The 24608-nt window shown below is 58.8% G+C and carries 27 protein-coding genes and 1 pseudogene; all 28 read right to left on the bottom strand.

The window, feature by feature from the left end; all coding sequences use genetic code 11:
- Nucleotides 1-125 precede the first annotated feature (125 nt).
- Nucleotides 126-359, bottom strand: coding sequence for a hypothetical protein (locus AB7M29_RS11550; RefSeq protein ID WP_454246881.1), 234 nt, complete (start codon nucleotides 357-359; stop codon nucleotides 126-128).
- A gap of 116 nt (nucleotides 360-475) precedes the next feature.
- Nucleotides 476-781 carry a hypothetical protein gene (locus tag AB7M29_RS11545; protein ID WP_454246880.1) on the bottom strand — a complete coding sequence of 102 codons (306 nt, stop codon included), beginning with the start codon at nucleotides 779-781 and terminating at the stop codon, nucleotides 476-478.
- A gap of 133 nt (nucleotides 782-914) precedes the next feature.
- Nucleotides 915-2054: a flagellar biosynthesis protein FlhB gene (flhB, locus tag AB7M29_RS11540; RefSeq protein WP_052966795.1), complete on the bottom strand. Its 1140-nt coding sequence runs from the start codon at nucleotides 2052-2054 to the stop codon at nucleotides 915-917.
- Between the two features lie 3 nt (nucleotides 2055-2057).
- On the bottom strand, nucleotides 2058-2840 hold the full coding sequence (fliR, locus tag AB7M29_RS11535; RefSeq protein ID WP_052966796.1) for a flagellar biosynthetic protein FliR: 783 nt from the start codon (nucleotides 2838-2840) through the stop codon (nucleotides 2058-2060).
- A gap of 3 nt (nucleotides 2841-2843) precedes the next feature.
- Nucleotides 2844-3113: a flagellar biosynthesis protein FliQ gene (gene fliQ / locus AB7M29_RS11530; protein ID WP_007948918.1), complete on the bottom strand. Its 270-nt coding sequence runs from the start codon at nucleotides 3111-3113 to the stop codon at nucleotides 2844-2846.
- Nucleotides 3110-3868 carry a flagellar type III secretion system pore protein FliP gene (gene fliP, locus AB7M29_RS11525; protein WP_052966797.1) on the bottom strand — a complete coding sequence of 253 codons (759 nt, stop codon included), beginning with the start codon at nucleotides 3866-3868 and terminating at the stop codon, nucleotides 3110-3112. The genes fliQ and fliP overlap by 4 nt, the downstream gene beginning before the upstream one ends.
- Nucleotides 3868-4329, bottom strand: coding sequence for a flagellar biosynthetic protein FliO (gene fliO / locus AB7M29_RS11520; protein WP_217858107.1), 462 nt, complete (start codon nucleotides 4327-4329; stop codon nucleotides 3868-3870). Before fliO ends, fliP begins: the two co-directional genes overlap by 1 nt.
- Complete coding sequence (gene fliN, locus AB7M29_RS11515) at nucleotides 4330-4788, bottom strand: flagellar motor switch protein FliN (RefSeq protein ID WP_437180802.1); 459 nt, start codon at nucleotides 4786-4788, stop codon at nucleotides 4330-4332. It abuts the gene before it with no gap.
- 67 nt (nucleotides 4789-4855) lie between these two features.
- Nucleotides 4856-5824 (bottom strand): flagellar motor switch protein FliM, encoded by a 969-nt coding sequence (gene fliM, locus AB7M29_RS11510; RefSeq protein ID WP_008072629.1) that lies wholly within the window; start codon nucleotides 5822-5824, stop codon nucleotides 4856-4858.
- A 9-nt stretch (nucleotides 5825-5833) separates the two neighbouring features.
- Nucleotides 5834-6337, bottom strand: a complete 504-nt coding sequence (fliL, locus tag AB7M29_RS11505) for a flagellar basal body-associated protein FliL (RefSeq protein ID WP_052966706.1) — start codon at nucleotides 6335-6337, stop codon at nucleotides 5834-5836.
- A 224-nt stretch (nucleotides 6338-6561) separates the two neighbouring features.
- Nucleotides 6562-7918 (bottom strand): annotated as a pseudogene (locus AB7M29_RS11500) (flagellar hook-length control protein FliK).
- Nucleotides 7919-8023: 105 nt separating this feature from the next.
- Nucleotides 8024-8371: an Hpt domain-containing protein gene (locus tag AB7M29_RS11495; protein WP_217858356.1), complete on the bottom strand. Its 348-nt coding sequence runs from the start codon at nucleotides 8369-8371 to the stop codon at nucleotides 8024-8026.
- Nucleotides 8372-8402: 31 nt separating this feature from the next.
- Nucleotides 8403-10106, bottom strand: coding sequence for an ATP-binding SpoIIE family protein phosphatase (locus tag AB7M29_RS11490; RefSeq protein ID WP_454246879.1), 1704 nt, complete (start codon nucleotides 10104-10106; stop codon nucleotides 8403-8405).
- A gap of 2 nt (nucleotides 10107-10108) precedes the next feature.
- Entirely contained in the window at nucleotides 10109-10414 is a 306-nt protein-coding gene (locus AB7M29_RS11485) for an STAS domain-containing protein (protein ID WP_217858358.1), read from the bottom strand.
- A 166-nt stretch (nucleotides 10415-10580) separates the two neighbouring features.
- Nucleotides 10581-11030, bottom strand: coding sequence for a flagellar export protein FliJ (gene fliJ, locus AB7M29_RS11480; RefSeq protein ID WP_217858359.1), 450 nt, complete (start codon nucleotides 11028-11030; stop codon nucleotides 10581-10583).
- Nucleotides 11031-11036: 6 nt separating this feature from the next.
- Nucleotides 11037-12395, bottom strand: a complete 1359-nt coding sequence (gene fliI / locus AB7M29_RS11475; RefSeq protein ID WP_454246878.1) for a flagellar protein export ATPase FliI — start codon at nucleotides 12393-12395, stop codon at nucleotides 11037-11039.
- A complete protein-coding gene (gene fliH, locus AB7M29_RS11470) occupies nucleotides 12385-13194 on the bottom strand; it encodes a flagellar assembly protein FliH (protein WP_454246877.1) in 810 nt (269 codons plus the stop codon). Before fliH ends, fliI begins: the two co-directional genes overlap by 11 nt.
- A gap of 7 nt (nucleotides 13195-13201) precedes the next feature.
- Entirely contained in the window at nucleotides 13202-14221 is a 1020-nt protein-coding gene (fliG, locus tag AB7M29_RS11465) for a flagellar motor switch protein FliG (protein ID WP_007894195.1), read from the bottom strand.
- Entirely contained in the window at nucleotides 14214-16001 is a 1788-nt protein-coding gene (gene fliF / locus AB7M29_RS11460) for a flagellar basal-body MS-ring/collar protein FliF (protein ID WP_052966713.1), read from the bottom strand. The genes fliG and fliF overlap by 8 nt, the downstream gene beginning before the upstream one ends.
- Nucleotides 16002-16016: 15 nt before the next feature.
- A complete protein-coding gene (gene fliE / locus AB7M29_RS11455; RefSeq protein ID WP_010456962.1) occupies nucleotides 16017-16346 on the bottom strand; it encodes a flagellar hook-basal body complex protein FliE in 330 nt (109 codons plus the stop codon).
- A gap of 189 nt (nucleotides 16347-16535) precedes the next feature.
- Entirely contained in the window at nucleotides 16536-17921 is a 1386-nt protein-coding gene (locus AB7M29_RS11450) for a sigma-54-dependent transcriptional regulator (RefSeq protein ID WP_454246876.1), read from the bottom strand.
- A 5-nt stretch (nucleotides 17922-17926) separates the two neighbouring features.
- On the bottom strand, nucleotides 17927-19132 hold the full coding sequence (locus tag AB7M29_RS11445; protein WP_217858363.1) for a sensor histidine kinase: 1206 nt from the start codon (nucleotides 19130-19132) through the stop codon (nucleotides 17927-17929).
- Nucleotides 19133-19260: 128 nt separating this feature from the next.
- The gene (locus AB7M29_RS11440; protein ID WP_007894189.1) at nucleotides 19261-20736 is read right to left on the bottom strand and encodes a sigma-54 dependent transcriptional regulator; all 1476 of its coding nucleotides are present in this window, start codon (nucleotides 20734-20736) and stop codon (nucleotides 19261-19263) included.
- 172 nt (nucleotides 20737-20908) lie between these two features.
- Entirely contained in the window at nucleotides 20909-21205 is a 297-nt protein-coding gene (locus tag AB7M29_RS11435; protein ID WP_052966715.1) for a hypothetical protein, read from the bottom strand.
- A 10-nt stretch (nucleotides 21206-21215) separates the two neighbouring features.
- The gene (gene fliS, locus AB7M29_RS11430; protein WP_217858364.1) at nucleotides 21216-21611 is read right to left on the bottom strand and encodes a flagellar export chaperone FliS; all 396 of its coding nucleotides are present in this window, start codon (nucleotides 21609-21611) and stop codon (nucleotides 21216-21218) included.
- A gap of 126 nt (nucleotides 21612-21737) precedes the next feature.
- Nucleotides 21738-23177 (bottom strand): flagellar filament capping protein FliD, encoded by a 1440-nt coding sequence (gene fliD / locus AB7M29_RS11425; RefSeq protein WP_217858365.1) that lies wholly within the window; start codon nucleotides 23175-23177, stop codon nucleotides 21738-21740.
- Nucleotides 23178-23259: 82 nt separating this feature from the next.
- On the bottom strand, nucleotides 23260-23628 hold the full coding sequence (locus tag AB7M29_RS11420) for a flagellar protein FlaG (RefSeq protein ID WP_454246875.1): 369 nt from the start codon (nucleotides 23626-23628) through the stop codon (nucleotides 23260-23262).
- Between the two features lie 71 nt (nucleotides 23629-23699).
- Entirely contained in the window at nucleotides 23700-24545 is an 846-nt protein-coding gene (locus AB7M29_RS11415; protein ID WP_217858367.1) for a flagellin domain-containing protein, read from the bottom strand.
- Between the last annotated feature and the right edge of the window lie 63 nt (nucleotides 24546-24608).

The following is a 24608-nucleotide window of genomic DNA, read 5'->3' as shown; positions in this document are numbered from 1 at the left end:
GAGTCGCGCCGCAGATCCGGTGGAATTGGCAGATCGCCATGGAGCCGGCCGCGAACAGACGCAGGACGGCTATCACCACTATCGCCGAGGAATAAAAAATCAGAGAACCCGGCGCACTGGCGGAGTCAGCCCGCAGTCCAAATTTGCTTTGGATTAATGGCGCCAAACTGCAATTCGCGGCCCACCATGTAGCGCGTCCCCCTACGCATTCGAGTGTCCTCCACCGCCACAAAATCTTCCTCAGCATAACCAAGCACAACCGCCGTAGCAGGCGCTATAAGGGGGAACGAAAACTCGTGACCCTGCATAAGGTTAAGCGCCCACCCAAATTGAATGATCGGCAAATCGTCTATCAGCATCGGACGCTTATCCTTACGACGAAAGTCCATCCGCGAAGTAACCTGCAACTTCCCATCGACCACTGCAAACTCTGGTTTGCCGTATCGACGTTGTAACGTGCCCGCTGACCACTCCGTCATGTAGTACAAGGGATTGGTGAAAACCTCGAATAAGACCAAACTGTTTCCAATGCTGCCCGCCGCACCAAAGAGAAGGAATAGTGATAGGCCAACCCTTCCAGCTCGGGCCGAATAGCATTGAGCGGATTATTCAGGTAATCCTCAATGTACTGATTGGCCATGTGGACAAAATGCGTAAAGTCCAATGACATTCTGAACGTAACCGAGTAACCGATCGCCCGTTCAGAGGAATTTTCCTCTAAAACACCCGAAACAAACGCCAACTCCATCCCTTGAAGCTTTCTGTACTGACGCTCTGCCATGACCGTGCTCCCATGAACATCACCTGGAAAGATTTCCGAGCCCATGACAACGCGTCAGACGGTGGGCGTCTACTGTCAGAACTAACAGGTAAAGTTTTTTCGGATAGATGGAAGGCCGCGATCTTTTGATCTATCAGGAATCGCGACGCAGATCCGGCGGAATCGGCAAATCATCCTTGAGCGGATCCGGGCGCTTGCCCTTGCCGGCGCGGTACTGGCGGATCTGGTAGACGTAGGCCAGTACCTGGGCGACTGCCAGATAGAGCCCGCCGGGAATTTCCTGCTCTAGCTCGGTGGAGTAGTAGATCGAACGCGCCAGCGCCGGCGATTCGAGCAGCAGCACATTGTTGGCCACGGCGATTTCGCGGATCTTCAAGGCCAGGAAGTCGCTACCCTTGGCCAACAGCACCGGCGCATTGCCTTTGTCTGGATCGTACTTGAGGGCCACCGCGTAGTGAGTCGGGTTGGTGATGACCACGTCGGCCTCGGGAATGGCCGCCATCATCCGCCGCTGGGACATCTCGCGTTGCAACTGGCGAATGCGTTGCTTGACCTCTGGCTTACCTTCCTGATCCTTGTGCTCGTCGCGCACTTCCTGCTTGGTCATCAGCAGTTTCTTGTGGCTTTCCCAGAGCTGCACCGGCACGTCGACCGCAGCGATGATGATCAACCCACAAGCCATCCACAAGGTGCTCCAGCCGACCACTTGCAGGCTGTGAATGATCGCCATGTCCAATGGCTCATGGGCGATGCGCAGGAGATCGTCGATGTCCGCCGACAAGACCGCCAACGCCACGAACAACACGATGAAAAACTTCGCCAAGGCCTTGAGCAACTCCACCAGCGCCTTGGCCGAGAACATTCGTTTCAGCCCCGCCCCCGGATTCATGCGACTGAACTTGGGCGCCATGGAGCCGGCCGCGAACAGCCAGCCACCCAGGGAGATCGGACCGATCAGCGCAGCCAGCAGCAGGGTGATCATTACTGGCTGAATCGCAACGAGGGCGATCTGCCCCGAGTGCAGCAGGTACGTGCCCATGGAACGCTGATCCAGAATCACTTCCCGCGAGAGCGAGAAGTTCATGCGCATCAGCTCCATCATGTCCTGCGCCAATGCGCCGCCAAAAATCAGCAACCCGCCGGCGCCGGCGAGCATGACCGCCAGGGTGTTGAGCTCCTTGGAGCGCGCAATCTCGCCCTTCTCACGGGAGTCCTTTTTACGTTTCTCCGTGGGGTCTTCTGTTTTGTCCTGACCGCTTTCGCTCTCAGCCATGACTCAGCGCGCCCGTGCCAGTTCGCGTAACAACTGCAAAGCCTCGGAGGCCAGCGGTTGATACTGATTGAGAATGTCCGCCAGACCGACCCAGACAATGAACAGCCCGAGCACCAGGGTCAGCGGGAAGCCGATCGAGAAAATGTTCAACTGCGGCGCCGCCCGGGTCATCACGCCAAACGCAATGTTGACCACCAGCAACGCCGTGATCGCCGGCAACACCAGCAACAGTGCCGCACCGAGTACCCACCCGAGCTTGCCGGCCAATTCCCAAAAATGATGGACCATCAACCCACCACCGACCGGCAACGTGGTGAAGCTTTCGGTGAGGACTTCGAACACCACCAAGTGGCCATTCATCGACAGGAACAGCAGGGTCACCAGCATGGTGAAAAACTGCCCGATCACCGCCACAGACACACCGTTCGTAGGGTCGACCATCGAGGCAAAGCCCATACCCATCTGGATCGCGACAATTTGCCCGGCGACCACAAAAGCCTGGAAGAACAGCTGCAAGGAGAAACCCAACACCGCGCCAATGATGATTTGCTCGGCGATCAGCAGCAGCGCGCTCAGGTCCAGCGCGTTGACCGGCGGCATCGGCGGCAGGCCGGGGGCGATCACGAAGGTGATCGCCAGGGCGAAGTACAGACGGATGCGCGTGGGCACCAGGGTCGTGCCGAAAATCGGCATGACCATCAGCAACGAGCCGATGCGAAACAGCGGCAACAGGAACGTCGCCACCCAGGTGCTGATCTGGGTATCGGTCAGCTGCAGCAGCGACATGGTCTAGCCGATGACCTGAGGAATACTGCCGTACAACTGCAGGATGTATTCCATGAAAGTCTGCACCAGCCATGGGCCGGCGACGATTAGCGTCACCAGCATCACCAGCAGGCGCGGCAGGAAGCTCAGGGTCTGTTCGTTGATCTGGGTGGCTGCCTGGAACATCGCCACCAACAAACCCACCAGCAGGCTCGGAATCACCAGCACGGCAACCATCATGGTGGTCAGCCACAACGCTTCGCGAAAGATGTCTACGGCAACTTCCGGCGTCATGGTGAAACGCCGCCGAAGCTGCTCGCCAAGGTACCGATGATCAACGCCCAGCCATCCACCAGCACGAACAGCATGATTTTGAACGGCAGGGAAATGATCAGTGGCGAGAGCATCATCATACCCATCGCCATCAGTACACTGGCCACCACAAGGTCGATGATCAGGAACGGGATGAAGATCATGAAGCCGATCTGGAACGCGGTTTTCAGCTCAGAGGTCACGAACGCCGGCACCAGAATCGTCAGCGGCGCCTGATCAGGCGTAGCAATGTCGGTGCGCTTGGACAAGCGCATGAACAGTTCCAGATCGCTGCTGCGAGTCTGGGCCAGCATGAAATCCTTGATCGGCACCTGCGCCTTGGTCACGGCATCCTGAGCGGTGAGTTTCTCCGCTAGATACGGCTGCAAGGCATCCTGATTCACGCGATCGAATACCGGCGCCATGATGAACATAGTCAGGAACAGCGCCATGCCGGTGAGGATTTGGTTCGACGGTGTCTGCTGCAAGCCCAGGGCCTGACGCAGGATCGAGAACACGATAATGATCCGGGTGAAACTGGTCATCAGCATGACGAACGCAGGGATGAAACTCAGCGCAGTCATGATCAGCAGGATTTGCAGGCTGACCGAGTATTCCTGAGCGCCTTCGGCGTTAGTGCCCAAGGTGATCGCCGGGATCGACAACGGATCGGCGGCGAACGCCAGCGGCGCGACCAGCATCAGGGCCAGCGTCAAGACGATGCGTAGCGCACCCATTACTTCTTATCCTTGTGGTCCTTGCCCAACAGCTCCAACAGGCGCTGGGCAAACTCTGGGGTCGCTTTTTCAGTCCCGCTCGGCACTTGCACCGGCTCCTTGAGCACATGCAACGCAGTGATGCTGCCGGGGCTCAGGCCGAGCAGGATTTGTTCGTTGCCGACCTGCACCAGCATCAAACGATCACGGGGACCTAGCGCCCGTGAACCGATCAGCTCGATCACCTGCCCCTTGCCGGCCGGCCCAGCCTGTTGGACCCGGCGCAGCAGCCAGGCGAGGAAGAAGATCAACCCCAGCACCAGCAGCAAGCCGAACACCAACTGCGTCAATTGCCCGGCCACACCGCTACTGACGGCCGGTGCGGCAGCCGCTGTCGCAGCCGACGTCGTGGGCTCGGCCGCCAAAACGCTTAACGGCAAGGCCAGCGCCAACCCAAGCACAAAACCCAGAACCTTTTTCACTCAGCGCAGCTTCTTGATGCGTTCGCTTGGGCTGATCACGTCGGTCAGGCGAATGCCGAACTTTTCGTTGACCACCACCACTTCACCGTGGGCGATGAGCGTGCCGTTGACCAGCACGTCCAGCGGCTCGCCGGCCAGACGATCGAGCTCGATCACCGAACCCTGGTTGAGTTGCAGCAGGTTGCGGATGTTGATATCGGTACTGCCGACTTCCATGGAAATCGATACCGGAATATCGAGGATCACATCCAGGTTCGGACCGTCCAGCGTCACCGGATCGTTGTTCTTTGCCACGCTGCCGAATTCTTCCATCGGTAGACGGTTGGACGGCGAACTGGCGGCGTCGGCGGCCAGCAAGGCATCGATATCGTCCTGCCCGGCGTCACCGGTTTCTTCCAGGGCTGCAGCCCACTCATCAGCCAGTGCCTGGTCGTCCTGGGCGTTCATATCGTCATTCATCATTTGTCCTCGGCGGGCACCTGCTCAATCAAGAGCAGTCAATTAAAAGGGGGGGTTGGAGCGCCGGTCAGCGGCGCTCGATCGGCTCGATCACCTGCAACGCAAGGTTGCCTTTGTGCGAGCCCATCTTGACCTTGAAGGCCGGTACGCCGTTGGCGCGCATGATCATTTCTTCCGGCATCTCGACCGGAATAATGTCCCCGGGCTGCATGTGCAGGATGTCGCGAAGGCGCAGCTGTCGGCGGGCCACGGTGGCACCGATCGGTACGTCGACGTCCAGCACGTCTTGGCGCAAGGCGTTGATCCAGCGCTCGTCCTGATCGTCGAGGTCCGACTGGAAGCCGGCGTCGAGCATTTCACGCACCGGCTCGATCATCGAATACGGCATGGTCACGTGCAGGTCGCCGCCACCGCCATCGAGCTCGATGTGGAACGTCGACACCACAACGGCTTCGCTCGGGCCGACGATGTTGGCCATGGCCGGGTTCACTTCCGAGTTGATGTACTCGAAGTTCACTTCCATGATCGCCTGCCAGGCTTCCTTCAAATCGACGAAGGCCTGTTCCAGCACCATGCGCACGACACGCAGCTCGGTGGGGGTGAATTCACGCCCTTCGATCTTCGCGTGACGGCCATCGCCGCCGAAGAAGTTGTCCACCAGTTTGAACACCAGTTTGGCGTCGAGGATGAACAGCGCAGTACCGCGCAGCGGTTTGATCTTGACCAGGTTGAGACTGGTCGGCACGTACAGCGAGTGCACGTATTCGCCGAACTTCATCACCTGCACGCCACCGACGGCAACGTCCGCCGAGCGGCGCAGCATGTTGAACATGCTGATGCGGGTGTAGCGGGCGAAACGCTCGTTGATCATCTCCAGGGTCGGCATGCGTCCACGGACGATGCGATCCTGGCTGGTCAGGTCGTAGCTTTTGACACTGCCGGGTTCGGCAGCGTTATCGGTCTGTACCAGACCATCGTCGACGCCATGCAATAGCGCATCGATCTCATCCTGGGACAGCAGGTCCTGCACGGCCATGTCGTGTTCCTACTGCAGTACGAAATTAGTGAAAAGCAACTGTTCGATCACCACTTTGCCCAGCTCTTTCTGCGCCACTTCCTGGACGCTGGCCGTGGCCTTCTGACGCAACATTTCCTGCCCGACCGGGGTCGCCAGCGTGGCGAAATCCTGACCGGAAAACAGCATCACCAGGTTATTGCGGATCACCGGCATATGGACTTTGAGCGCTTCCAGATCGGCCTGATTGCGGCCCTGCAGGGTGATACTCACCTGCATGTAGCGCTGGCGGCCGTTCTGGTTGTAGTTGGCCACGAAGGCCGGCGCCATGGGCTCAAAGATCGCCGGCTGCTTGCCGACCACAGCGGTTTCAGCCTCGGGGGCAGGCTTGCTTTGGGCGCTGTGCATGAAGAACCAGGTCGCCCCCACGGACAAGCCGATCGCCAGCAACAAGGCCACGACGATCACAATGATCAGCTTGATTTTGCCTTTGGTTGCGGGGTCTTTCACTGGTGCTGCGTCGCTCTTAGCCATGCCAATAATCCGTCACTATTCGGGTTTTCACAGTCGCACGGCAAGGCAAGAGCAAGTGTTATGCCAGAAGTGTCGGGAGGTAGGGAGACGGCGAATGATCGGCGAGCACCAATCAAATGTGGGAGCGGGCTTGCTCGCGAATGCGGGGTGACAGCCAACATAAATGTTGAATGTGAAATCGCATTCGCGAGCAAGCCCGCTCCCACAAGGTTTTCTGCGTTTGATCAGGCGTAGTAGTCGACGGCGCTGGTGCCAATCACGCTGGCAGTGTTGGCGGCTACTTCAGCGACAGTAGCAGGGAGTTCTTCATCGACAGAATCGAGGCGACCGCCACTAGCGTTGGTACGTCCACCTTGCCCCTGTTGAGCCTGCTCCTGACCCTGTCCCTGCCAGCCACGAGACTGATCGGAAACGTTGACGTCGACCTGTCCCATGCCCTGCTGCGCGAACATGTCACGCAAGCGATGCATTTGCCCGTCGAGCGCTTCGCGAACGCTGGGGTGGGCGCTCATGAAAGTCACCTGGGTCTGCTGATCCGGAACCATGTTCACCCGAATATCGAGGCGCCCCAGTTCGGCCGGTTGCAACTGGATATCGGCCGCCTTGAGATTGGCACTGGACAGGTACATGACCCGGTTGACCACTTCTTCGGTCCAACCGCTCTGATGCATGGCGATTGGCTGATTCACCGGCAATGCATTGGCAGTCTTCGGCGTTGCCGCCTGAGTCAGTGCCGCCAGACGGTTGGCGAAATCATCGACACGAGTATCGCTGCTGGCGGACTTGAGGTCCTTGAGGCCGTCATCGATCAGGCCACTGAAAGCCTTTTCGCCACCCTGACTGGTGCTGTCCTGATCGGCTTGCACATCCAGCATGCTCGCCATGCCCGCGGCAAAGTTTTGTGCCGAAGTCGGCTCGCCGTCGACTTGAGCCGAGGCTGGTGCCGCTTTTGGCTGGGCCTGGCTGGCGGCCGAAACGTGCCCGCCCTGCTCCATGGCCATGCGCACGGCTGGCAGCGCATCGAGAGGATCGGCTTCGGGGTCGAAATCTGGATCGATGGTCGCAACAGTCTGTGCCGCTGCCGCGGTAACGACGGCGGCGACAGGTGCCTCAACGGGTTGCACAGTGGCCACAACGGCTGGGGTTTCCGGCACAGCGGCTGGCACCACCGGCTGCATCAACGCAGGATCGAGGGCCGGATCGACAGGCGCGGTATTGGCCACCGGCGTCGACGCCTCGGACGGATCCGACGTGTCATTGCTGGCCGTCTTGTCGTCAGCCTGCGCCGGTTTATCGGCGGGCAAGGATTTGCCGCTATCGGCAACAGTCGGTTCCGGGGCGGCAGACTTGTCGTTGATCACGTCTTTTTTTGCCGACGCTGTCCGAGACTTTGTCGCGTGCGGGTTTAGCCGAGCCATCCGCCAGGGCGGAGGGTTTATTCTGGGCCTGATTGGCATAGACCTGAGCGAAGCTGGAGGCCTTGTCCCCGGGCTCAGCTGTCAGCGCCGGAGCATTGGCGGACGCGGCTTGAGCCTTGGCCGTCGTGGCGGCCTGAAGAAGAATGTTTGGGGTAACGGGCATAAAACGGTCTCCGCTGCACTGGGATCGTAGGTACAGTTGAGTAAGTTATTAGCAAGGGTCGAGCCAGCTTTGTTCGCTGACCGCTAAAAGCGTCGGACGGTAGTTTTATTCAGCAAGGGAACGCTGACGTTCCGCTTCGTAGAGTGGCCGGACAATGGCAAATTCGCCGTCAATTTCTCCGACCAGCGCCTCAATGCCTTCGAGGCTTTTCTGCTTGGCTCGCTGCTCCAGCTCATGGCACAGCTCGGCCAGCCGGGTAGCGCCCATATTGCTGCTGCTGCCTTTGAAACTGTGCGCAGCGGCGCCCAGTTTATCGGCATCGTCAGCCTGACGTAGCAGAGTCAGGCGCTCTTCGGAATCGGCGAGAAAGGTATCGAGCAATTCTGGATACCCGTCTTCCATAACTTCCTGCAACGCGCTCAGCACGTCACGGTCCAGATGTGTATCAGCCACTTGTTCACTCCTTGATCAAGAATGCCTGGGATTATGCCAGAGCCTCCCAGAAGAACTCCACGTGAGCACTTCGACCATTATCGGTCCAGCGTGCATGATGGCTCAATTGACGGATCAAACTGACGCCACGTCCCGACAGACGGACACCATCGACGGGACGCTCCATCACCCGGGCCACATCGAAGCCCTTGCCACTGTCTTCGACCCGAATCGACAAACAACCGCCCTCACCTTTTGGCATCACCTGCAAATGCACCCGCACATAACCGTCGCGCAATTCGTCCAGGCGCGCATTGCGCTGCTGATAATAACGCGCAAAACCCGAAGCATCGCGCTTCAGACTCGAATCCAGGCCCAGCACGCCATGCTCCAGGGCATTGGAATAAAGCTCTGCCAGCACACTGTAGAGTGCGCCACTCTGAGCCCGCAGGCCATGCACCTCAAGCAGCAATTGCAACAAGTACGGCAGCGGGTTGAAGCGTTTGAGCGTGGCGGCGCGGAACTCGAAACTCACCGACCAGTCCAGCGGACTGGATTGGCCGCTGTCGGAGTACACCGGCGCTGGCGGACTCAGTTGCGCAGCCTCCAGCAGACTGACCTCAACCATGCTCACGTCATCGCGGGCCTCCCCGCGAAAGTCCCGCAGGGCCTGTTCGATCTCTTCGAACAGCGCATCAGGCTGACGATTGGCCGCAAACACCTGCTCCAATCGTTCTACGCCAAACAATTGTTCATTGGCATCGCAGGTATCGATCACCCCGTCAGATAGCAGAAACACCCGATCCCCGACGGCCATCGGGAACACCTCAGTGCGATCATCGAAGGTTTGCGGACTCAGCACGCCCAGCGGCAAGTGCCTTGCCGTCAGAGCGATACGTTCGCCGCTGGCGGTGCTGTGCAAGTAACCGTCCGGCATCCCGCCGTTCCAGACCTCCACCGATCCTCGCTGAAAACTCAGGCACAGCAAAGTCGCACAGCAGAACATGTCCACCGGCAGAATACGTTTGAGCTTGGCGTTCATCTCGCGCAGGGTTTCGGACAAACCGTAGCCCTTGGCCGTCATGCCATAGAAGACTTCAGCCAAGGGCATCGCGCCGACGGCGGCCGGCAAACCATGACCGGTGAAATCGCCGAGCAACACATTCATGTCGCCAGCAGGGGTGAACGCGGCCAACAACAGATCGCCATTGAACAGCGCATAGGGCGATTGCAGGTAACGAATATTCGGTGCGTTCAGACAACCGGAATGGGCGACCTTGTCAAACACCGCTTTGGCTACCCGTTGTTCGTTCAGCAAGTAATCGTGGTGCCTGGCGATCAGGTCGCGCTGCTCCAGCACCGTAGCTTGCAAACGTCGCAAGCGATCCATGGCCTTGATTTTGGCGGCGAGGATCACCTGGTTGTAAGGCTTTGCCAGAAAATCGTCGCCCCCGGCCTCCAGACAACGGGCCAGCGCCTCGCTTTCGGTCAGCGACGTCAAAAAGATGATCGGCACCAGGGTTTCGCCGGCCAGCGCCTTGATCTGCTGCGCAGCCTCGAAACCGTCCATCACCGGCATCATGGCGTCCATCAGCACCAGGTGCGGTCGTTGCGAGCGGAACGCTTCGACCGCCTCGGCGCCATTGGCTGCCGTCAGCACTTCATGGCCCTGGCGCCGGACGATAGTCGACAGCAGCAGGCGATCAGCCGCACTGTCTTCAGCGATCAGTATCGTCAGCGGTTCGAGCTGCTGCATGATCAACTGATGTCGAACAACTTGTCGAAGTTGGAAATGGCGAGGATTTTCTTCACATCGGAACTGCTGTTGACGACGCGAATATCGGAACTGTCGCCACCGGCGTGATCACGCAGCAAGAGCAGCATGCCCAGTGCCGAGCTATCGAGATAAGTGGCTTTCTTCAGGTCCACCACAATGGACTCGGGTTTACTGTTGAGTCGCTCGTAGGACTCGCGAAACTCCTGATGCCGACCGAAATCGAATCGTCCCTCGATCGAAATCGTCAGCTTCTTCCCATCCTGAGATACTTCTGTAACGACTGACATTTCACGGCTTCCTTGTCATTGGCGAACGTACGTGTACAAGGTTTAGCACTTGATAGGGGCTGGAGCAAGGTCAAAAGATCGCAGCCTTCGGCAGCTCCTACATTGACCGAATGCAAACCCGATCCTGTAGGAGCTGCCGAAGGCTGCGATCTTTTAAAACCGGCACTCAATACGGATCATGACGCGGCAACCGCTGGGACAGTTCATCCAGCAACTTCTGCTCGCGCTTGTCTTCCAGTTGCCGCGCCTCATCCCTGTAGCGCTGAACCAGTTTGCGCAAGCCTTCGACCCGGGCAAACGCCTGCTGCCAGGCTTCCCGGGACTTGTCCAGATTGTTTTGGTGCCAGTTCAGGCTCTGACGCTGCTGGTCGATGGCCGTGCCCAGTTGTGCGAGAAAGCCCTGATAACCCAGCAACCATTGGCCCGACACGCCGCTACTGCCGCGCACGATCCATTGTTCCTGGTATTCGAGGCGGAAGTTTTCCAGGTCGGCGAGTTTGCTTTCCGCCAGACGAACCTGGCCCTGGAAGTGCCCGAGGCGCATGACTGCGGTTTTTTCGGCCTTTTCGGCCATTTCCACCACAGGTGCAAGGCGTGCCGCGCGGCTCTGGGCCATGGCTGGTTAGCCGCCCGCTGCCGGGGCGAAGATCGAGGCGAGATGGTTTTCGCTGGCGCCCATGCCGATGTTGTCGTTCAAGCCCTGGCGCAGGTACATGGTCATGGCTGGTTGCAGATTGATCGCGGCGTCAGTTTCCCGGTCACCGCCGGGCACATAGGCGCCGACGCTGATCAGGTCGCGGCTCTGCTGATAGCGCGACCAGTATTGCTTGAACATCTGCGCGTGGTTCATGTGCTTGATGCCGACCACCGACGGCATGACCCGACTGATGGACGCTTCGATATCGATGGCCGGGTAATGCCCTTCCTCGGCCAGACGCCGGGACAGCACGATGTGCCCGTCGAGCACGCCCCGCGCCGAGTCGGCGATCGGGTCTTGCTGATCGTCGCCTTCGGACAATACGGTGTAAAACGCAGTGATCGAACCACCGCCCTTTTCGGCATTACCGGCCCGCTCCACCAGTTTCGGCAGCTTGGCGAACACCGACGGCGGATAGCCCTTGGTCGCTGGCGGCTCGCCAATGGCCAAGGCGATTTCCCGCTGGGCCTGGGCGAAACGGGTCAGGGAATCCATGAGCAACAGGACGTTCTTGCCCTTGTCGCGGAAATATTCGGCGATTCGCGTGCAGTACATGGCCGCGCGCAGACGCATCAGTGGCGCATCGTCCGCCGGCGACGCCACCACCACCGAACGCTTGAGCCCTTCTTCACCAAGGATGTGCTCGATGAATTCCTTAACTTCTCGACCGCGCTCACCGATCAGCCCGACGACGATAATGTCGGCCTCGGTGAAGCGGGTCATCATGCCCAACAGCACACTCTTGCCCACGCCGGTACCGGCGAACAGCCCGAGCCGCTGACCACGACCGACCGTCAACAAACCGTTGATGCAGCGAATGCCCACGTCCAGCGGCTGGCTGATCGGGTCACGCTTGAGCGGGTTGATGGTCGGGCCGTCCATCGGCACCCAATCTTCAGCCTTCATCCCGCCCTTGCCATCCAGCGCGCGACCGGCGCCATCGAGCACCCGCCCGAGCATGCTCATGCCCATCGGCAAGCGACCGGTATCGGCCAAGGGCACCACACGGGCACCAGGGGCGATGCCGGCGACGCTGCCGACCGGCATCAGAAAAACTTTGCTGCCAGAGAAGCCCATGACTTCAGCTTCGACCTGCACCGGGTGATAGCTGTCGTCGTTGATGACCATGCAGCGGCTGCCCATGGCGGCGCGCAAGCCTTCGGCTTCAAGGGTCAGGCCGACCATGCGCAACAGGCGACCTTCGAGGATTGGCGCGCCGGCAAGCACAGTGGCCTCGGCGTAGCTACCGAGGCGCTTGGCGAAGCTGGTGCGATCAAGGCGCATCGGGGTCGTCCAGTTCCGGCTCGACCGGGACAACCGCAGGCTTTTCGTCGTTCGGCAGCTCCAGGCTCAGGTCCGGCGCGGCCGGGTGCAGCGCCTGATCGTGCAACTGATCAAACAGCTTGGCCATGACTTGGGTGATACGGGTTTCAATGGTGGCGTCGATCCGACTGTGCTCGGTCTCGACCCGACAACCGCCCGGCAACAAGGACTCGTCCTCAACGATGCGCCAGGTTTCTTCATGACGCTCGCGCAGGGCTTTGACCTGTTCGAAATCCTGCGGATTGACGTACAGCCGCACGTTGCCCACACCCAGCGGCAAGAGTTTGAGCGCTTCGCGCATGACGTGTTCGATCTGCGTCGAGTCGATGGCCAGTTCGCGCTGAATCACTTGTTTGGTGATGTGCCGCACAAGGTCGACCAGCGACTTTTCGATCTGGGTGTCCTGCTCGGCAATCGGCTCGAACAGATTGACCATCAGTTGTTCCAGGCCAGCGATCTTGGCCGTCAGGGCCACTTCGGCTTCCTGACGGACTTTGAGCGTGGTGCTGTGAAAACCTTCTTTCTCGCCAACAGCGAAGCCTTCGTTGTAGGCCTCCTGGCGAATGCTTTCGAGCTCTTCGAGGGTCAGTGGCTGGACTTCTTCCAGCGGCACTTCTTCCATTTCCGGCGGTTCGGGCTCTGGCTCCGGCTCGGGTTCCGGCACAAACGGATCGAAGCTGGGCAGTGACCAGATATCGAAACCACCGACGTCCTTGGCACGGATCAGGTCGGTATTGGACTCATCATGTTTGGACGACATAGTGACCTTAAATCATCTCTTCGCCGCCCTTCCCGCCGAGAACGATTTCTCCGGCTTCGGCCATACGGCGGGCAATGGTGAGGATTTCTTTCTGCGCGGTTTCCACATCGCTGACGCGCACCGGGCCTTTGGCCTCGAGGTCGTCGCGCAACAGTTCGGCCGCCCGTTTGGACATGTTCTTGAAAATCTTCTCCTTGACGCCTTCGTCCGAACCCTTGAGGGCCAGCACCAGGACGTCCGAGGACACTTCGCGCAACAGCGCCTGAATGCCGCGGTCGTCGACATCGGACAAGTTGTTGAACACGAACATGAGGTCTTCGATCTGACCGGACAGGTCTTCGTCGACTTCGCGGATCGAATCCATCAACTGACCTTCGATCGAGCTGTCGAGGAAGTTCATGATGTCGGCCGCACGCTTGATGCCACCCAGGGTGGTGCGCGAGGCATTCGAGTTGCCGGAGAACTGCTTCTCGAGAATCTGGTTGAGTTCTTTCAGGGCCGCGGGCTGCACAGTGTTCAGCGAAGACACTCGCAGGATAATGTCTAACCGGACCTTGTGGTCGAAGTTACCCAGTACTTCACCGGCCTGATCCGGGTCGAGGTACGCCACCACGATTGCCTGGATCTGCGGGTGCTCGTAACGGATCACGTCGGCGACGGCGCGCGGTTCCATCCACTTCAGGCTGTCGAGGCCACTGGTGTTGCCGCCCAGCAGGATCCGGTCGATCAGGCCGTTGGCCTTGTCTTCGCCCAGGGCCTGGGTGAGCATTTTTCGCACGTAGTCATCGGAGCCGACGCCCAGGCTGGTCTGGTCGCCGACGATGTCGACGAACTCGCTCATGACCTGTTCGACCTGCTCGCGGTGCACGTTGCCCATCTGGGCCATCGCCACACCCACACGCTGGACCTCTTTGGGCCCCATGTGGCGCAGCACTTGCGCGGCGTCGGTAGAACCCAGGGACAGCAGCAGAATCGCGGCTTTGTCGACCTTGGTCAGTTTGGCGGCAACGGCTCGGTTATCACTCATCTGCGTTAATCCACTCTTTCACGACCTGGGCCACGCGACCCGGATCTTCTGCCACCAGACTCTTGATTGCGTTCAACTGTGCGTCATAGCCTTCGCTCGGGCTCGGCAGCAGGATGCTGGTCGGGCCACCGAGGCTGACGCGGTCGTTGGCCAGTTCGCCGTCCAGGCCGCCCATGCCACCGAGCTCGACGTCACTGCCCAGGCCTGCGAGTTGCTTGTCTTTGCCGCCACCAGTGATGTTGTTGAGCACCGGACGCAGCACGCCGAACACCAGCACCAGGATGAACAACACACCCAGCACTTGCTTGACGATGTCCCAGAACCACGGCTGGGAATAGAACGGAATTTCGGCGATCACTTCACCGCGCTCGGCGGAGAACGGCATGTTGATCACGCTGACGCTGTCGCCACGGCTGGCGTCGAAACCGACCGCATCCTGTACCAGACGGGTGAAGCGCGCCAGTTCATCGGCGCTCCACGGCGCACGAGTCGTTTCGCCGTTGGCCGCATTGACCTTGACCTGATCATCCACCACCACCGACACCGACAGGCGATTCAAACGACCCTGTTGTTGTTTGGTATGGCTGATGGAACGGTCGAGTTCGAAGTTCTTGGTGGATTGTTGACGCTTGTCGGCCGGGTACGGCGCCAGCATCGGCTGGCCGGTGGCCGGGTCCATGATTTGCTGACCGTTAGCATCGAGCAATGGCTGGCCTGGCTGCACCATGCCGGCCGACGCGGTGGCGCCACCGGTGGTTTGCGGCGCCGAGGCTGGCGACGGCGGCTGGTTGCTCAGGGCACCCGGCACACCTTGCGGGCCATTGCTGGCGGTACGTTGTTCGTTGACCGATTGCTCGCTGCGCAACGCTGGCTGATCCGGATTGAACTGCTCGGAAGTCGACTCGACGGCACTGAAATCCACATCGGCCGAGACTTCGGCTTTATAGCGGTCATTGCCCAACACCGGTTGCAGGATGTTGTGCACACGCTGGGTCAGCATGCTTTCCATGCGGCGGCTGTAATCGAATTGCTTGCCGGCCATGGTCAGTTCGGAGTTTTCCGCCTGATCCGACAGCAGGTTGCCCTTCTGGTCGACCACGGTGATCTGCGACTTGCTCAGTTCAGGAACGCTGGTCGCCACCAGATTGATGATGGCGATGACCTGGCCTGGCTCCAATGAGCGACCGGAATAGAGTTCAACCAGAACCGAAGCGCTGGGCTTGCGTTCATCACGCACGAACACCGAGCTTTTCGGAATCGCCAGGTGCACGCGGGCACCCTTGACGTTGTTCAGGCTGGAAATGGTCCGGGCCAGTTCGCCTTCGAGGCCGCGACGATAACGGGTCGCTTCCATGAACTGGCTGGTACCCAGCCCCTGCTCCTTGTCGAGGATCTCGAAACCGATGTTGCCGTCGCTGGGAGTGACACCAGCGGCCGCGAGCTTGAGCCGCGCACGGGACAGGTCATCGGCCTTGACCAGCAAGGCACCGGAGTTCGGTTCAACGGTATAGGGAATATCGGCGGCGGCCAGGGTTTCCATGACCTGCTTGGCATCCATGCCGGCAAGGCTGCCGTACAGAGGCCGGTAGTCTGGCTGCTGGGACCACAACACCACGGCAAAACCAATCGCCACGCTCGCAGCCAGGCCGACCAACAGGCCCACCTGACGCAACATGGTCATCTCGGAGAGGTTTTCCAGGAAGGACAACCCGAACAGCGGCGGTTTGCCGTCTATTGGGGTGGCCTTGGCCGGAACATTATCGGCGATTGCTTCTGCCATGACTCAATCTCGTCCTTAAACCGGCATCTGCATGATGTCTTGGTAAGCCTGAACCAGCTTGTTACGCACTTGGGTCAGTGCCTGAAAAGACACGCTGGCCTTCTGTGAGGAAATCATTACGTCCGTCAGGTCGACGCCGCTTTTGCCGATCTCGAAGGCACTGGCCAACTGACTGGACGCCTGCTGGGTGTCGTTCACTTTATTGACGGCCTGACCGAGCATGTCGGAAAAGCTGCTGCCACCCAATTCAGGGACTGCGGCAGTCGATTTCGGCGCAGACATGGCATCCATTTGCATGGAGCGCATGTCCAGCATCAATCGATTGAATTCAATACCTTGGCTCATGGTTTCTCTCTTTGACGAAGCTACGTCTTTGGCTACCCGCAATTTTTTGACACTCACTCGGCGGGTAGTGAGGTGTTAGCAACAAGGGTGCCAGCTCGGTGGCCGCTCTAAACAAAAGCCTTCCGGGCTTTGCTTTAACCATGAATCACCGCAAAACAAATGTGGGAGCGGTGTTGCTTGCGTCAACTTTCAGGTGGCGAACAAGTAGCCTTCCACGTCCATCCCGGCGTCGCGCATCTGCGCCAGCTTGTAACGCAAGGTGCGCGGGCTGATGCCCAGTCGCTCCGCGGCTTCTTTGCGGCGGCCGCGCTCAGAGCGCAAGGTGTCGATGATCATCTGGAACTCACGGCGCCGCAGGTCATCGCCGAGGGCGCCCGCCGATTCGGCTTCGACTTCTACTGCGCGCACGGGTGTCGGCGCCAATGCCGGCAACGGCGCGCACGCCACAGGTCCGACCAGGCAGAAATCCTGCGGCTGGATCAAGCCGCCCTGCTGCAGAATCAAAGCACGCTGGATCGCGTTATCCAGCTCACGCACGTTGCCCGGCCATGGATAACCGATCAGGCACGCCTGCGCCTCAGGCGAGAGCTTCGCCGCAGCATGCTTCATTTTATTGACGTGTTTGGCCAGCAGTCGCTCGGCCAGCGGCAGGATGTCGGCGGTGCGCTCGCGCAACGGACGCCAGGCCAGCGGAAACACCGACAGGCGATAGTAAAGGTCTTCACGAAAACGCCCCGCCGCCACTTCAGCGGCCAGGTCACGGTTGGTGGTGGCGACCACTCGGATGTCCAGCGTGATCGGCTTGCGTGCGCCGACTCGCTCGACTTCACGCTCCTGCAATACCCGCAGCAACTTGGCCTGCAGGCCGAGGGGCATTTCAGAGATTTCATCGAGCAGGATCGTTCCGCCATCGGCCTGCTCGAACTTGCCGGCCTGCGCCGCGATGGCGCCAGTGAAGGAACCCTTTTCGTGACCGAACAAGGTGGCTTCGAGCATGTTGTCCGGGATCGCTGCACAGTTGATCGCAATGAACGGCTGACTGACGCGGTGAGAGTGCTGATGGATGTAACGCGCCAGCACTTCCTTGCCGGTTCCGGACTCACCAGAGATCAACACCGTGGAGTCACTGCGCGCCACCCGTGCGGCCAATTCCAGCAATTGCGCACTGGCCGGCTCGAACGCTACAGGTCCCTCGCTCTCGGTTGCGCCGAGATTGCCCAAGGCGTGACGCGCCACCAGATCGAGCAAGGCTTTGGGTTCGAACGGCTTGACCAGGTAATCGGCTGCGCCCTGACGCATGGCGTCGACTGCGCGCTCGACCGCACCGTGAGCAGTCATCAGCAGCACCGGCAGTTGCGGCTGACGAGCCCGTAGCAATCCCAGCAGTTGATGACCGTCCATGCCCGGCATGTTGACGTCGCTGAGCACCAGGTTAAACGCCTCGGCGCCGACAGCCTCTAGCGCCTCTTCCGCCGAACCGACCGCCGTGTAATCGTGCCCGGCAAGCAACAGCGTATCGGCCAATGCTTCCCGTAGCGCGCGGTCATCCTCGACCAGTAAAACCTTGATGGCCATGTCCTTCACGTCGCTCCCTGAGCACTGGATTGTTCCGCAGAAAAAAGCGGCAAGATCACTTGTGCGCAAGTGCCGCGACCCAGGCGCGAGCGCAGCTGCAATTCTCCCTGATGGGCGCGGGCCACTGCCTTGACCACGGTCAGGCCCAGGCCGGTGCCGGTGGTTTTGGTGGTAAAAAATGGCTCGCCCAGTCGCGCCAGCACCTTCGTGTCGATGCCACTGCCGCTGTCACTGACGCACAGCCGCAGGTTGTTGCCGCGGGTATACAGGTGAACTTTCAAACGGACATCGCCGGCACTTGCCTGAATGGCGTTCTCGATCAGATTGAGGATCGCCCCGACCAAGGTGTCGCGATTGCACAGCAACTCACCGGCATGACTGTCGCACTGCCAGCGAATCGGCAGGTCCTGAACATGGGTCAGCGCTGCCGCTTGAAGCGACTGCATCAGCATCTTGGGGGTGACGCGGTCAGTCAGCGGCAGCTCGCCGCGAGCGAATACCAGCATGTCGCGAACCTGGTGTTCCAGCTCATGCAGGCGCTCTTTCAGGCGCCCGGCAAAACGTTGCTGGGTCTCGACCGGCAACTCCTGCTCAGTCAAATGACTGGCATAGAGCAACGCAGCGGACAATGGTGTGCGAATCTGATGAGCCAACGATGCGACCATGCGACCGAGAGACGACAGGCGCTCATGACGAGCCAGTTGATCTTGCAGATGACGGGTTTCAGTCAGGTCGTTGAGCAGCACCAACTGGCCGGGCTCGGCATCCAGCGAGCGCGTGGCGATCGACAAACGCCGACCGTCCTTGAGAGAGATTTCGTGACCGTCATCCTCGCGCGGCGCAAAGCATCGAGCGATCACATGACGCCACAGCTCGCCTTCGAGCGGCAGGCCGAGCAGTTCACTTGCAGCGGGATTGGCTTCGCGCACGATGCCTTGGGCGTCGATGACGATGACGCCGCCGGGCAACAGATCGAGGAGATTTTGCAGACGGTTGGCCAGGCGTTCCTTTTCCGCCAGCTCCTGCATGCGTTGAGCACTGACCACCGCCAGCTCGCCCTTGAGCTCGGTGACCCGGGCTTCGAGCATGCTGTAGGAATCGGTCAATTGGCTCGACATCTGGTTGAACAGCGCAAACGCCTGCTCAAGGCCAAGCCGGCTTGCCTGCTCTACGGACGACGGTTGCCCCGAAGCATCTGGGACAGGAGACATCTGGGCGGCTGGGGGCATCGTGCTCTCTCGCGTGGTTGACCGTCAGTTAAACGGAACGTTGCGAGGGATGTAGCAATACCCGTGCCTAAAAAAAACCGCTTATAAATGAAGGAGTTGAAAAACAGGCGTCAATCATCCGCCTGTTCATCTCCGTCACGACGGCTCATGCCGTACTTGCGCATCTTCTCTACCAGCGTGGTGCGACGAATCCGCAGCCGTTCTGCCGCCCGCGCCACGATGCCATTGGCATCATCCAGCGCCTGCTGAATCAGCCCTTGTTCCAGACCGCCGAGGTAGTCCTTCAGGTCCAGGCCTTCCGGCGGCAGCAGGGCATTGGCGGTGAAGTCGGGGGTATGACCGTTGATGGCCACTCGCTCTTCAAGATCGCTGCGCAGGCTGTCGACCAGTTGCTCGTCTTCGTCATCGACGTAGCGGAATTTCTTCGGCAACTCGACCACACCGATCACCCCGTACGGATGCATGATCGCCATACGCTCCACCAGGTTGGCGAGCTCGCGAACGTTGCCCGGCCAGCCGTGACGGCACAGCGACATGATCGCTGCCGAGTTGAAACGGATCGAACCGCGCTTCTCGTGCTCCATGCGAGAGATCAACTCGTTCATTAGCAACGGGATGTCTTCGACGCGTTCGCGCAATGGCGCCATCTCGATCGGGAACACGTTCAAGCGATAGTAGAGGTCTTCGCGGAAAGTGCCGATCTCGATCATGCTTTCGAGATTCTTGTGGGTCGCCGCAATGATCCGCACATCGACGCTTTGGGTCTTGTTGCTACCCACACGCTCAAAGGTGCGCTCCTGCAAGACACGCAGCAGCTTGACCTGCATCGGCAGCGGCATGTCGCCGATTTCGTCGAGGAACAAGGTACCGCCGTTGGCCAGCTCGAAACGCCCGGCACGACTGGTGATCGCTCCGGTGAAGGCGCCCTTCTCGTGACCGAACAATTCGCTTTCCAGCAACTCGGCCGGGATCGCCCCGCAGTTGACCGGAACGAACGGCGCGTCACGACGCTTGGAGTGGTAGTGCAGGTTACGCGCGACCACTTCCTTGCCGGTCCCGGACTCGCCGAGGATCAGCACGCTGGCGTCGGTGTCGGCGACTTGCTGCATCATCTGACGGACGTGCTGAATCGCCCGACTGGTGCCGACAAGGCTGCGGAAAAGATTGGGTTCACGGTGACGACCGCGCTCACGGGCCTGGTCATACATCTCGCGATAGACCTGGGCACGGTGCAACGAATCGAGCAATTTGCTGTAGCTGGGCGGCATTTCGAGAGTCGAAAGCACTCGGCGACGCTGGTCTTCTGGTAAGTCAATGGAAGAATTATCACCCATTAACAAAACTGGAAGGAACTCATCCCAGGTTGAGAGTGTCTTTAACAGGCCCAAAAGTGCACCAGGAGCATTTACCGTCCCGATGAGGACACAGATTACTTCACGACTTGATGACAAAGAGCCGACCGCCTGCTGCCAGTCATGGCTGCCACAGGGTAAATTTTCTTCGCCAAGAAAATTTAAAATCACCGCCAAGTCGCGGCGGCGGACGCTATCGTCATCAATCAGCAGAATTTTGGTTTCACGCCACATGCAATAGCAACTTCCCTAGTCAACTCAATGCCCAAAATGAGGGGCAAGCTAGACGCTTGCAGACACGTTATGCCTGTAGACGCCTGAAATCTGGAACCAGCCACTAGTTAAGTCAAAAAACCGTGCACAGTCAAATTTATGGCGCACTATGTTTGGATTAACTGAGGGTTAACTACCCAAACAGATGGTAAACCTTTGCCGCGTTCTGCGCTTGGTGGATCTGCGACATCTCATCGACTATCGCTTGGCGCTCCCCCGTCGCCGCCTCCAGAAGCTGTTTATACACTCCCAGCAACTCCTCAAGGTTGTCGCGCAACGCGGCCTCGTCCACCGAAGCTTCACTCAAGACGTCTTCCATGCAGGAACGGCAAGCCAGGTCCAATTCACCAATGGCTTCCCAATTGCGCTCGGCCAATGCCCCGACGAGGGCATCGCGGGTTTGTTCGATACGCTGCAAGACAAGACTCATGGTGATCTCCTTAAAACTGCGGACCCGGCGCGGCAATGGCATCCCAACCGTCTTTGACCGTGCGAAGCAGGTCGGCGACTTCGTCGAGAATTTTTGGATCGGTCTTGAGATTGGCTTCAGCCAGACGCTTCATCATGTAGGTGTAGAGGTTATCCAGCTCAGTCACCGAGTCAGCCTGGTTTTCCAGATCCAGACCTTCACGCAGACCTCCGATGATGCCGATGGCCTTGCCGATCAGAACGCCTTTGTTGGCGACATCCTTGCGCTCCATGGCACCTTTGGCCTGAGCGATGCGATCCAGACCACCTTCCATAAGCATTTGCACCAGACGATGAGGACTGGCCTCGGAAGTCTGGGCTTGCGCGCCAATCTTCTGATACTGCCGAAGGGCTAACATCGGGTTCATGCTGTACCTCATTCAAACTCTGTGATTCGTATATTCACTCTATCGACACGGCGTCAAAAATCTTTAGACCAAACCAAAAAAAGCCCGACAAGCGGAATCCGCTGCCGGGCTTTTGGCGTTTATGCACTACGAGGCGTTTTTCTGCGCGTTCATCGCCTCGAACATTGAGGTGATGTTACTGGCAGTTGCCTTGAGTTTGCCGACCAGAGAATCCATGTCGTTGTATTTTTTGGTCAGCACAGCAGTCAGCGTCTCGATACGGCGATCCAGGGCTGCCTGCTGGTTGGCCAGATTCGACTTGGTCTTGGCCAGGCTGGTCGAACGGGCATCGAGGATACCCTCGCTGCCCGTGACCGTGTAAGGGGTGATTGCATCGTTCATGCGCGTCAGCAAGCCCTTGGCGGCATCGCCAGTCGCCGTCGGATCACCCAGGAACAGCTTCTGAACCTCACCACCGAGCTTTTGGGTATCCATCGCGGTCGTGAACTTGGTGCTATCGAAATCCAGCGCACCGGTTTTCTGATTGGTGGTGATGCCCAGTTGCGACAGAACAGTGAGCTTGTCACCTGCGCCGGTAGTGACCAACGGCTGACGAATGGATGCCAGAATGCCGCGCGCCAATGGGTCACCGGTGAGTGCAGCGGCGATGGTCGGATTGCCATCGTCATCCAGAGAAGGTTTGGTCAACGCATTAACACTGGTCACAACCTGGTTATATGCGTCAACGAAAGCTTGAATGGATTTTTTCAGGCCATCACTGTTCGGGCCGACCGTCACTGTCGTCTCACCACCACCGGCGACCAGATTCAGGGTCAAGCCGGAAATAGCTGCGTCAACCTTGTTACTTTTACTGGTCAGCGCAAGCCCGTCCACGGTGAACTTGGCGTCCACCGCGAATTCGCCGATGGCACCCGCCGAAGTAGCGGTCGGTGTTGCACCCATTTGCTGGCCGGCATTGATCTCCAGACCCGCAATACCGCTGAGGGTGATATCGGAACCGGCACCGGTCACCGTGGAACCCAACACCAGACGCGAACCAAACGAGTCAGTCACGATGTTGGCACTGAAGCCATTGGCGCCTTGCTGGGTGTTAATCGCATCCCGAACCGACTGCAACGTCGCGCCCGCCGGAATGGTTACAGAACTGGAAACGCCATTTTGCGTGATATTGAGCGTGCCGCTTGGGATAGCACTGCTGGTACCGCCGGCAAATGCTGCGGTGGCCACTTTGGATGAGGTCGCCAGATTAGTGACCTTGACCACGTAAGTACCGTTGACAGCCGTGTTACTCGCTACAGCGGTCAATACTTTCGCGTCGGCGGAGGTGGCGTTAAAGCCCAGGAATTGCGGAGTCTGCGTATTGCCCAGATTCTTGATTGCAGTCTGGAAGTTCGCCAGGACACTTTTGAGGGAACCAATACCGGAAATCTGCGCGGTGTTGGTGGTCGTCTGACGGTCGATCTGGTTCTGTTTGGCTGCTTTGTCGGCGTTGACCAAGGCTTTGACAATAGCACCGGTATCAAGGCCAGAGCCTAAACCTGTGCCCGGTAGAATTGGACTTGCCATGCATATCTCCCTTCAGTGTGTCGCCGGTCTTTTGACCACTACAACGTCCAAAAGAACATAGCAACAATATTCATGCCAGCTGTCAGGCTTTCGCGCTGAACAACAAGCTGCTTGCATCATTCAAACTATTAGCCAGTTTCAGGACTTCTTCATTGGGGATTTGGCGAACCACCTCACCCGAGTCACTGGCAATAACCTTGACGACTACTTTTCCTGAAGGCTCGTCGATCGAGAACTCCAGATTGCGTTTGACCGACTGAACGAACTTTTCAATTTCCTGAACGGCCATCTTGAGTTTGTCCCGCTCGGATACCGCGTCGTTCTTTTGTTCATCATTGACCGGCGCCACCACCAAGGCATCGGTTCGAGGCTTCTCCACCGGCTTGTCAGCAACAGTCGTCGCCGGCTTCGCAGCTGGATAAGACAAGTTCAGCTTAACGCTCATATCCATGTCCATCACCTCTTAAACTGAAAAAGCGAGAGAGCGCGCATACGCACTCCCCCGCCAAAACACATCAGCTATTACTGAAGCAGTTTCAGTACAGCGGATGGCAGTTGGTTGGCCTGGGCCAGAACTGCGGTGGAAGCTTGTTGCAGAGTTTGTTGCTTGGTCAGCTGTGCAGTTTCTGCAGCGAAGTCGGTATCTTGTACGCGGCTCAGTGCAGCACTGGCGTTTTCGTTGATGTTCTGCAGGTTGGAAATGGTAGTCGAGAAACGGTTTTGAGCAGCACCCAAGTCAGCGCGAGTGGCGTTGATGTTTGCCAGAGCAGCGTCGATAGCCGAGATAGAGGCATCAACGTTAGTATGGTTAGTTGTATTATCAACGCCGGAAATGACAGTACCGGTCATGCCCAGGGCGCTGGCGTCGAAGCTGGTCGACAGGGTCAGAGTGATCTGGTTGTCGGAAGTAGTGTTCGAACCTACCTGGAACTCCATCGCACCAGCAGTACCGTCGATCAGCGCTTTGCCGTTCAGGTTGGTCGACTGAGCGATACGGGTCAGTTCAGCGATCGACTGTTGGTATTCTTTGTCCAGAGCGGTACGGTCAGCGGTGCCGTTGGAGTCGTTTCGCGCTTGCAGTGCGATTTCACGCATACGCTGCAGAATGTTGGTCGACTCTTGCAGAGCGCCTTCAGCGGTCTGAGCGATCGAAACACCGTCGTTGGCGTTTTTGATAGCCATGGTCTGGCCACGGATTTGCGAAGTCATACGGGTAGCGATCTGCAGGCCGGCGGCGTCGTCTTTGGCGCTGTTGATTTTCAGGCCGGAGGACAGGCGGGTCATCGAGGTCGACAGTGCGTCCGACGCACGGTTCAGGTTCTTCTGAACACTCAGGGAAGTAGTGTTGGTATTTACTGTTAAAGCCATGACGAATTCCTCGTTGGTTGGGTACTGCGGCTTCCGGCCCTGGCAACCGCCCGGTATGGCCTA

The organism is Pseudomonas sp. F-14 TE3623 (genome assembly GCF_053629015.1).
This window is presented reverse-complemented; position numbering and strand designations above follow the sequence as displayed.

Coding starts and splice junctions, on each gene's coding strand:
- AB7M29_RS11550 (WP_454246881.1), bottom strand. CDS start 359: ATGCTGATAGACGATTTGCCGATCATTCAATTTGGGTGGGCGCTTAAC.
- AB7M29_RS11545 (WP_454246880.1), bottom strand. CDS start 781: ATGGCAGAGCGTCAGTACAGAAAGCTTCAAGGGATGGAGTTGGCGTTT.
- flhB (WP_052966795.1), bottom strand. CDS start 2,054: ATGGCTGAGAGCGAAAGCGGTCAGGACAAAACAGAAGACCCCACGGAG.
- fliR (WP_052966796.1), bottom strand. CDS start 2,840: ATGTCGCTGCTGCAGCTGACCGATACCCAGATCAGCACCTGGGTGGCG.
- fliQ (WP_007948918.1), bottom strand. CDS start 3,113: ATGACGCCGGAAGTTGCCGTAGACATCTTTCGCGAAGCGTTGTGGCTG.
- fliP (WP_052966797.1), bottom strand. CDS start 3,868: ATGGGTGCGCTACGCATCGTCTTGACGCTGGCCCTGATGCTGGTCGCG.
- fliN (WP_437180802.1), bottom strand. CDS start 4,788: ATGAATGACGATATGAACGCCCAGGACGACCAGGCACTGGCTGATGAG.
- fliM (WP_008072629.1), bottom strand. CDS start 5,824: ATGGCCGTGCAGGACCTGCTGTCCCAGGATGAGATCGATGCGCTATTG.
- fliL (WP_052966706.1), bottom strand. CDS start 6,337: ATGGCTAAGAGCGACGCAGCACCAGTGAAAGACCCCGCAACCAAAGGC.
- AB7M29_RS11490 (WP_454246879.1), bottom strand. CDS start 10,106: ATGCAGCAGCTCGAACCGCTGACGATACTGATCGCTGAAGACAGTGCG.
- AB7M29_RS11485 (WP_217858358.1), bottom strand. CDS start 10,414: ATGTCAGTCGTTACAGAAGTATCTCAGGATGGGAAGAAGCTGACGATT.
- fliJ (WP_217858359.1), bottom strand. CDS start 11,030: ATGGCCCAGAGCCGCGCGGCACGCCTTGCACCTGTGGTGGAAATGGCC.
- fliI (WP_454246878.1), bottom strand. CDS start 12,395: ATGCGCCTTGATCGCACCAGCTTCGCCAAGCGCCTCGGTAGCTACGCC.
- fliH (WP_454246877.1), bottom strand. CDS start 13,194: ATGTCGTCCAAACATGATGAGTCCAATACCGACCTGATCCGTGCCAAG.
- fliG (WP_007894195.1), bottom strand. CDS start 14,221: ATGAGTGATAACCGAGCCGTTGCCGCCAAACTGACCAAGGTCGACAAA.
- fliF (WP_052966713.1), bottom strand. CDS start 16,001: ATGGCAGAAGCAATCGCCGATAATGTTCCGGCCAAGGCCACCCCAATA.
- fliE (WP_010456962.1), bottom strand. CDS start 16,346: ATGAGCCAAGGTATTGAATTCAATCGATTGATGCTGGACATGCGCTCC.
- AB7M29_RS11450 (WP_454246876.1), bottom strand. CDS start 17,921: ATGGCCATCAAGGTTTTACTGGTCGAGGATGACCGCGCGCTACGGGAA.
- AB7M29_RS11445 (WP_217858363.1), bottom strand. CDS start 19,132: ATGTCTCCTGTCCCAGATGCTTCGGGGCAACCGTCGTCCGTAGAGCAG.
- AB7M29_RS11440 (WP_007894189.1), bottom strand. CDS start 20,736: ATGTGGCGTGAAACCAAAATTCTGCTGATTGATGACGATAGCGTCCGC.
- AB7M29_RS11435 (WP_052966715.1), bottom strand. CDS start 21,205: ATGAGTCTTGTCTTGCAGCGTATCGAACAAACCCGCGATGCCCTCGTC.
- fliS (WP_217858364.1), bottom strand. CDS start 21,611: ATGAACCCGATGTTAGCCCTTCGGCAGTATCAGAAGATTGGCGCGCAA.
- fliD (WP_217858365.1), bottom strand. CDS start 23,177: ATGGCAAGTCCAATTCTACCGGGCACAGGTTTAGGCTCTGGCCTTGAT.
- AB7M29_RS11420 (WP_454246875.1), bottom strand. CDS start 23,628: ATGGATATGAGCGTTAAGCTGAACTTGTCTTATCCAGCTGCGAAGCCG.
- AB7M29_RS11415 (WP_217858367.1), bottom strand. CDS start 24,545: ATGGCTTTAACAGTAAATACCAACACTACTTCCCTGAGTGTTCAGAAG.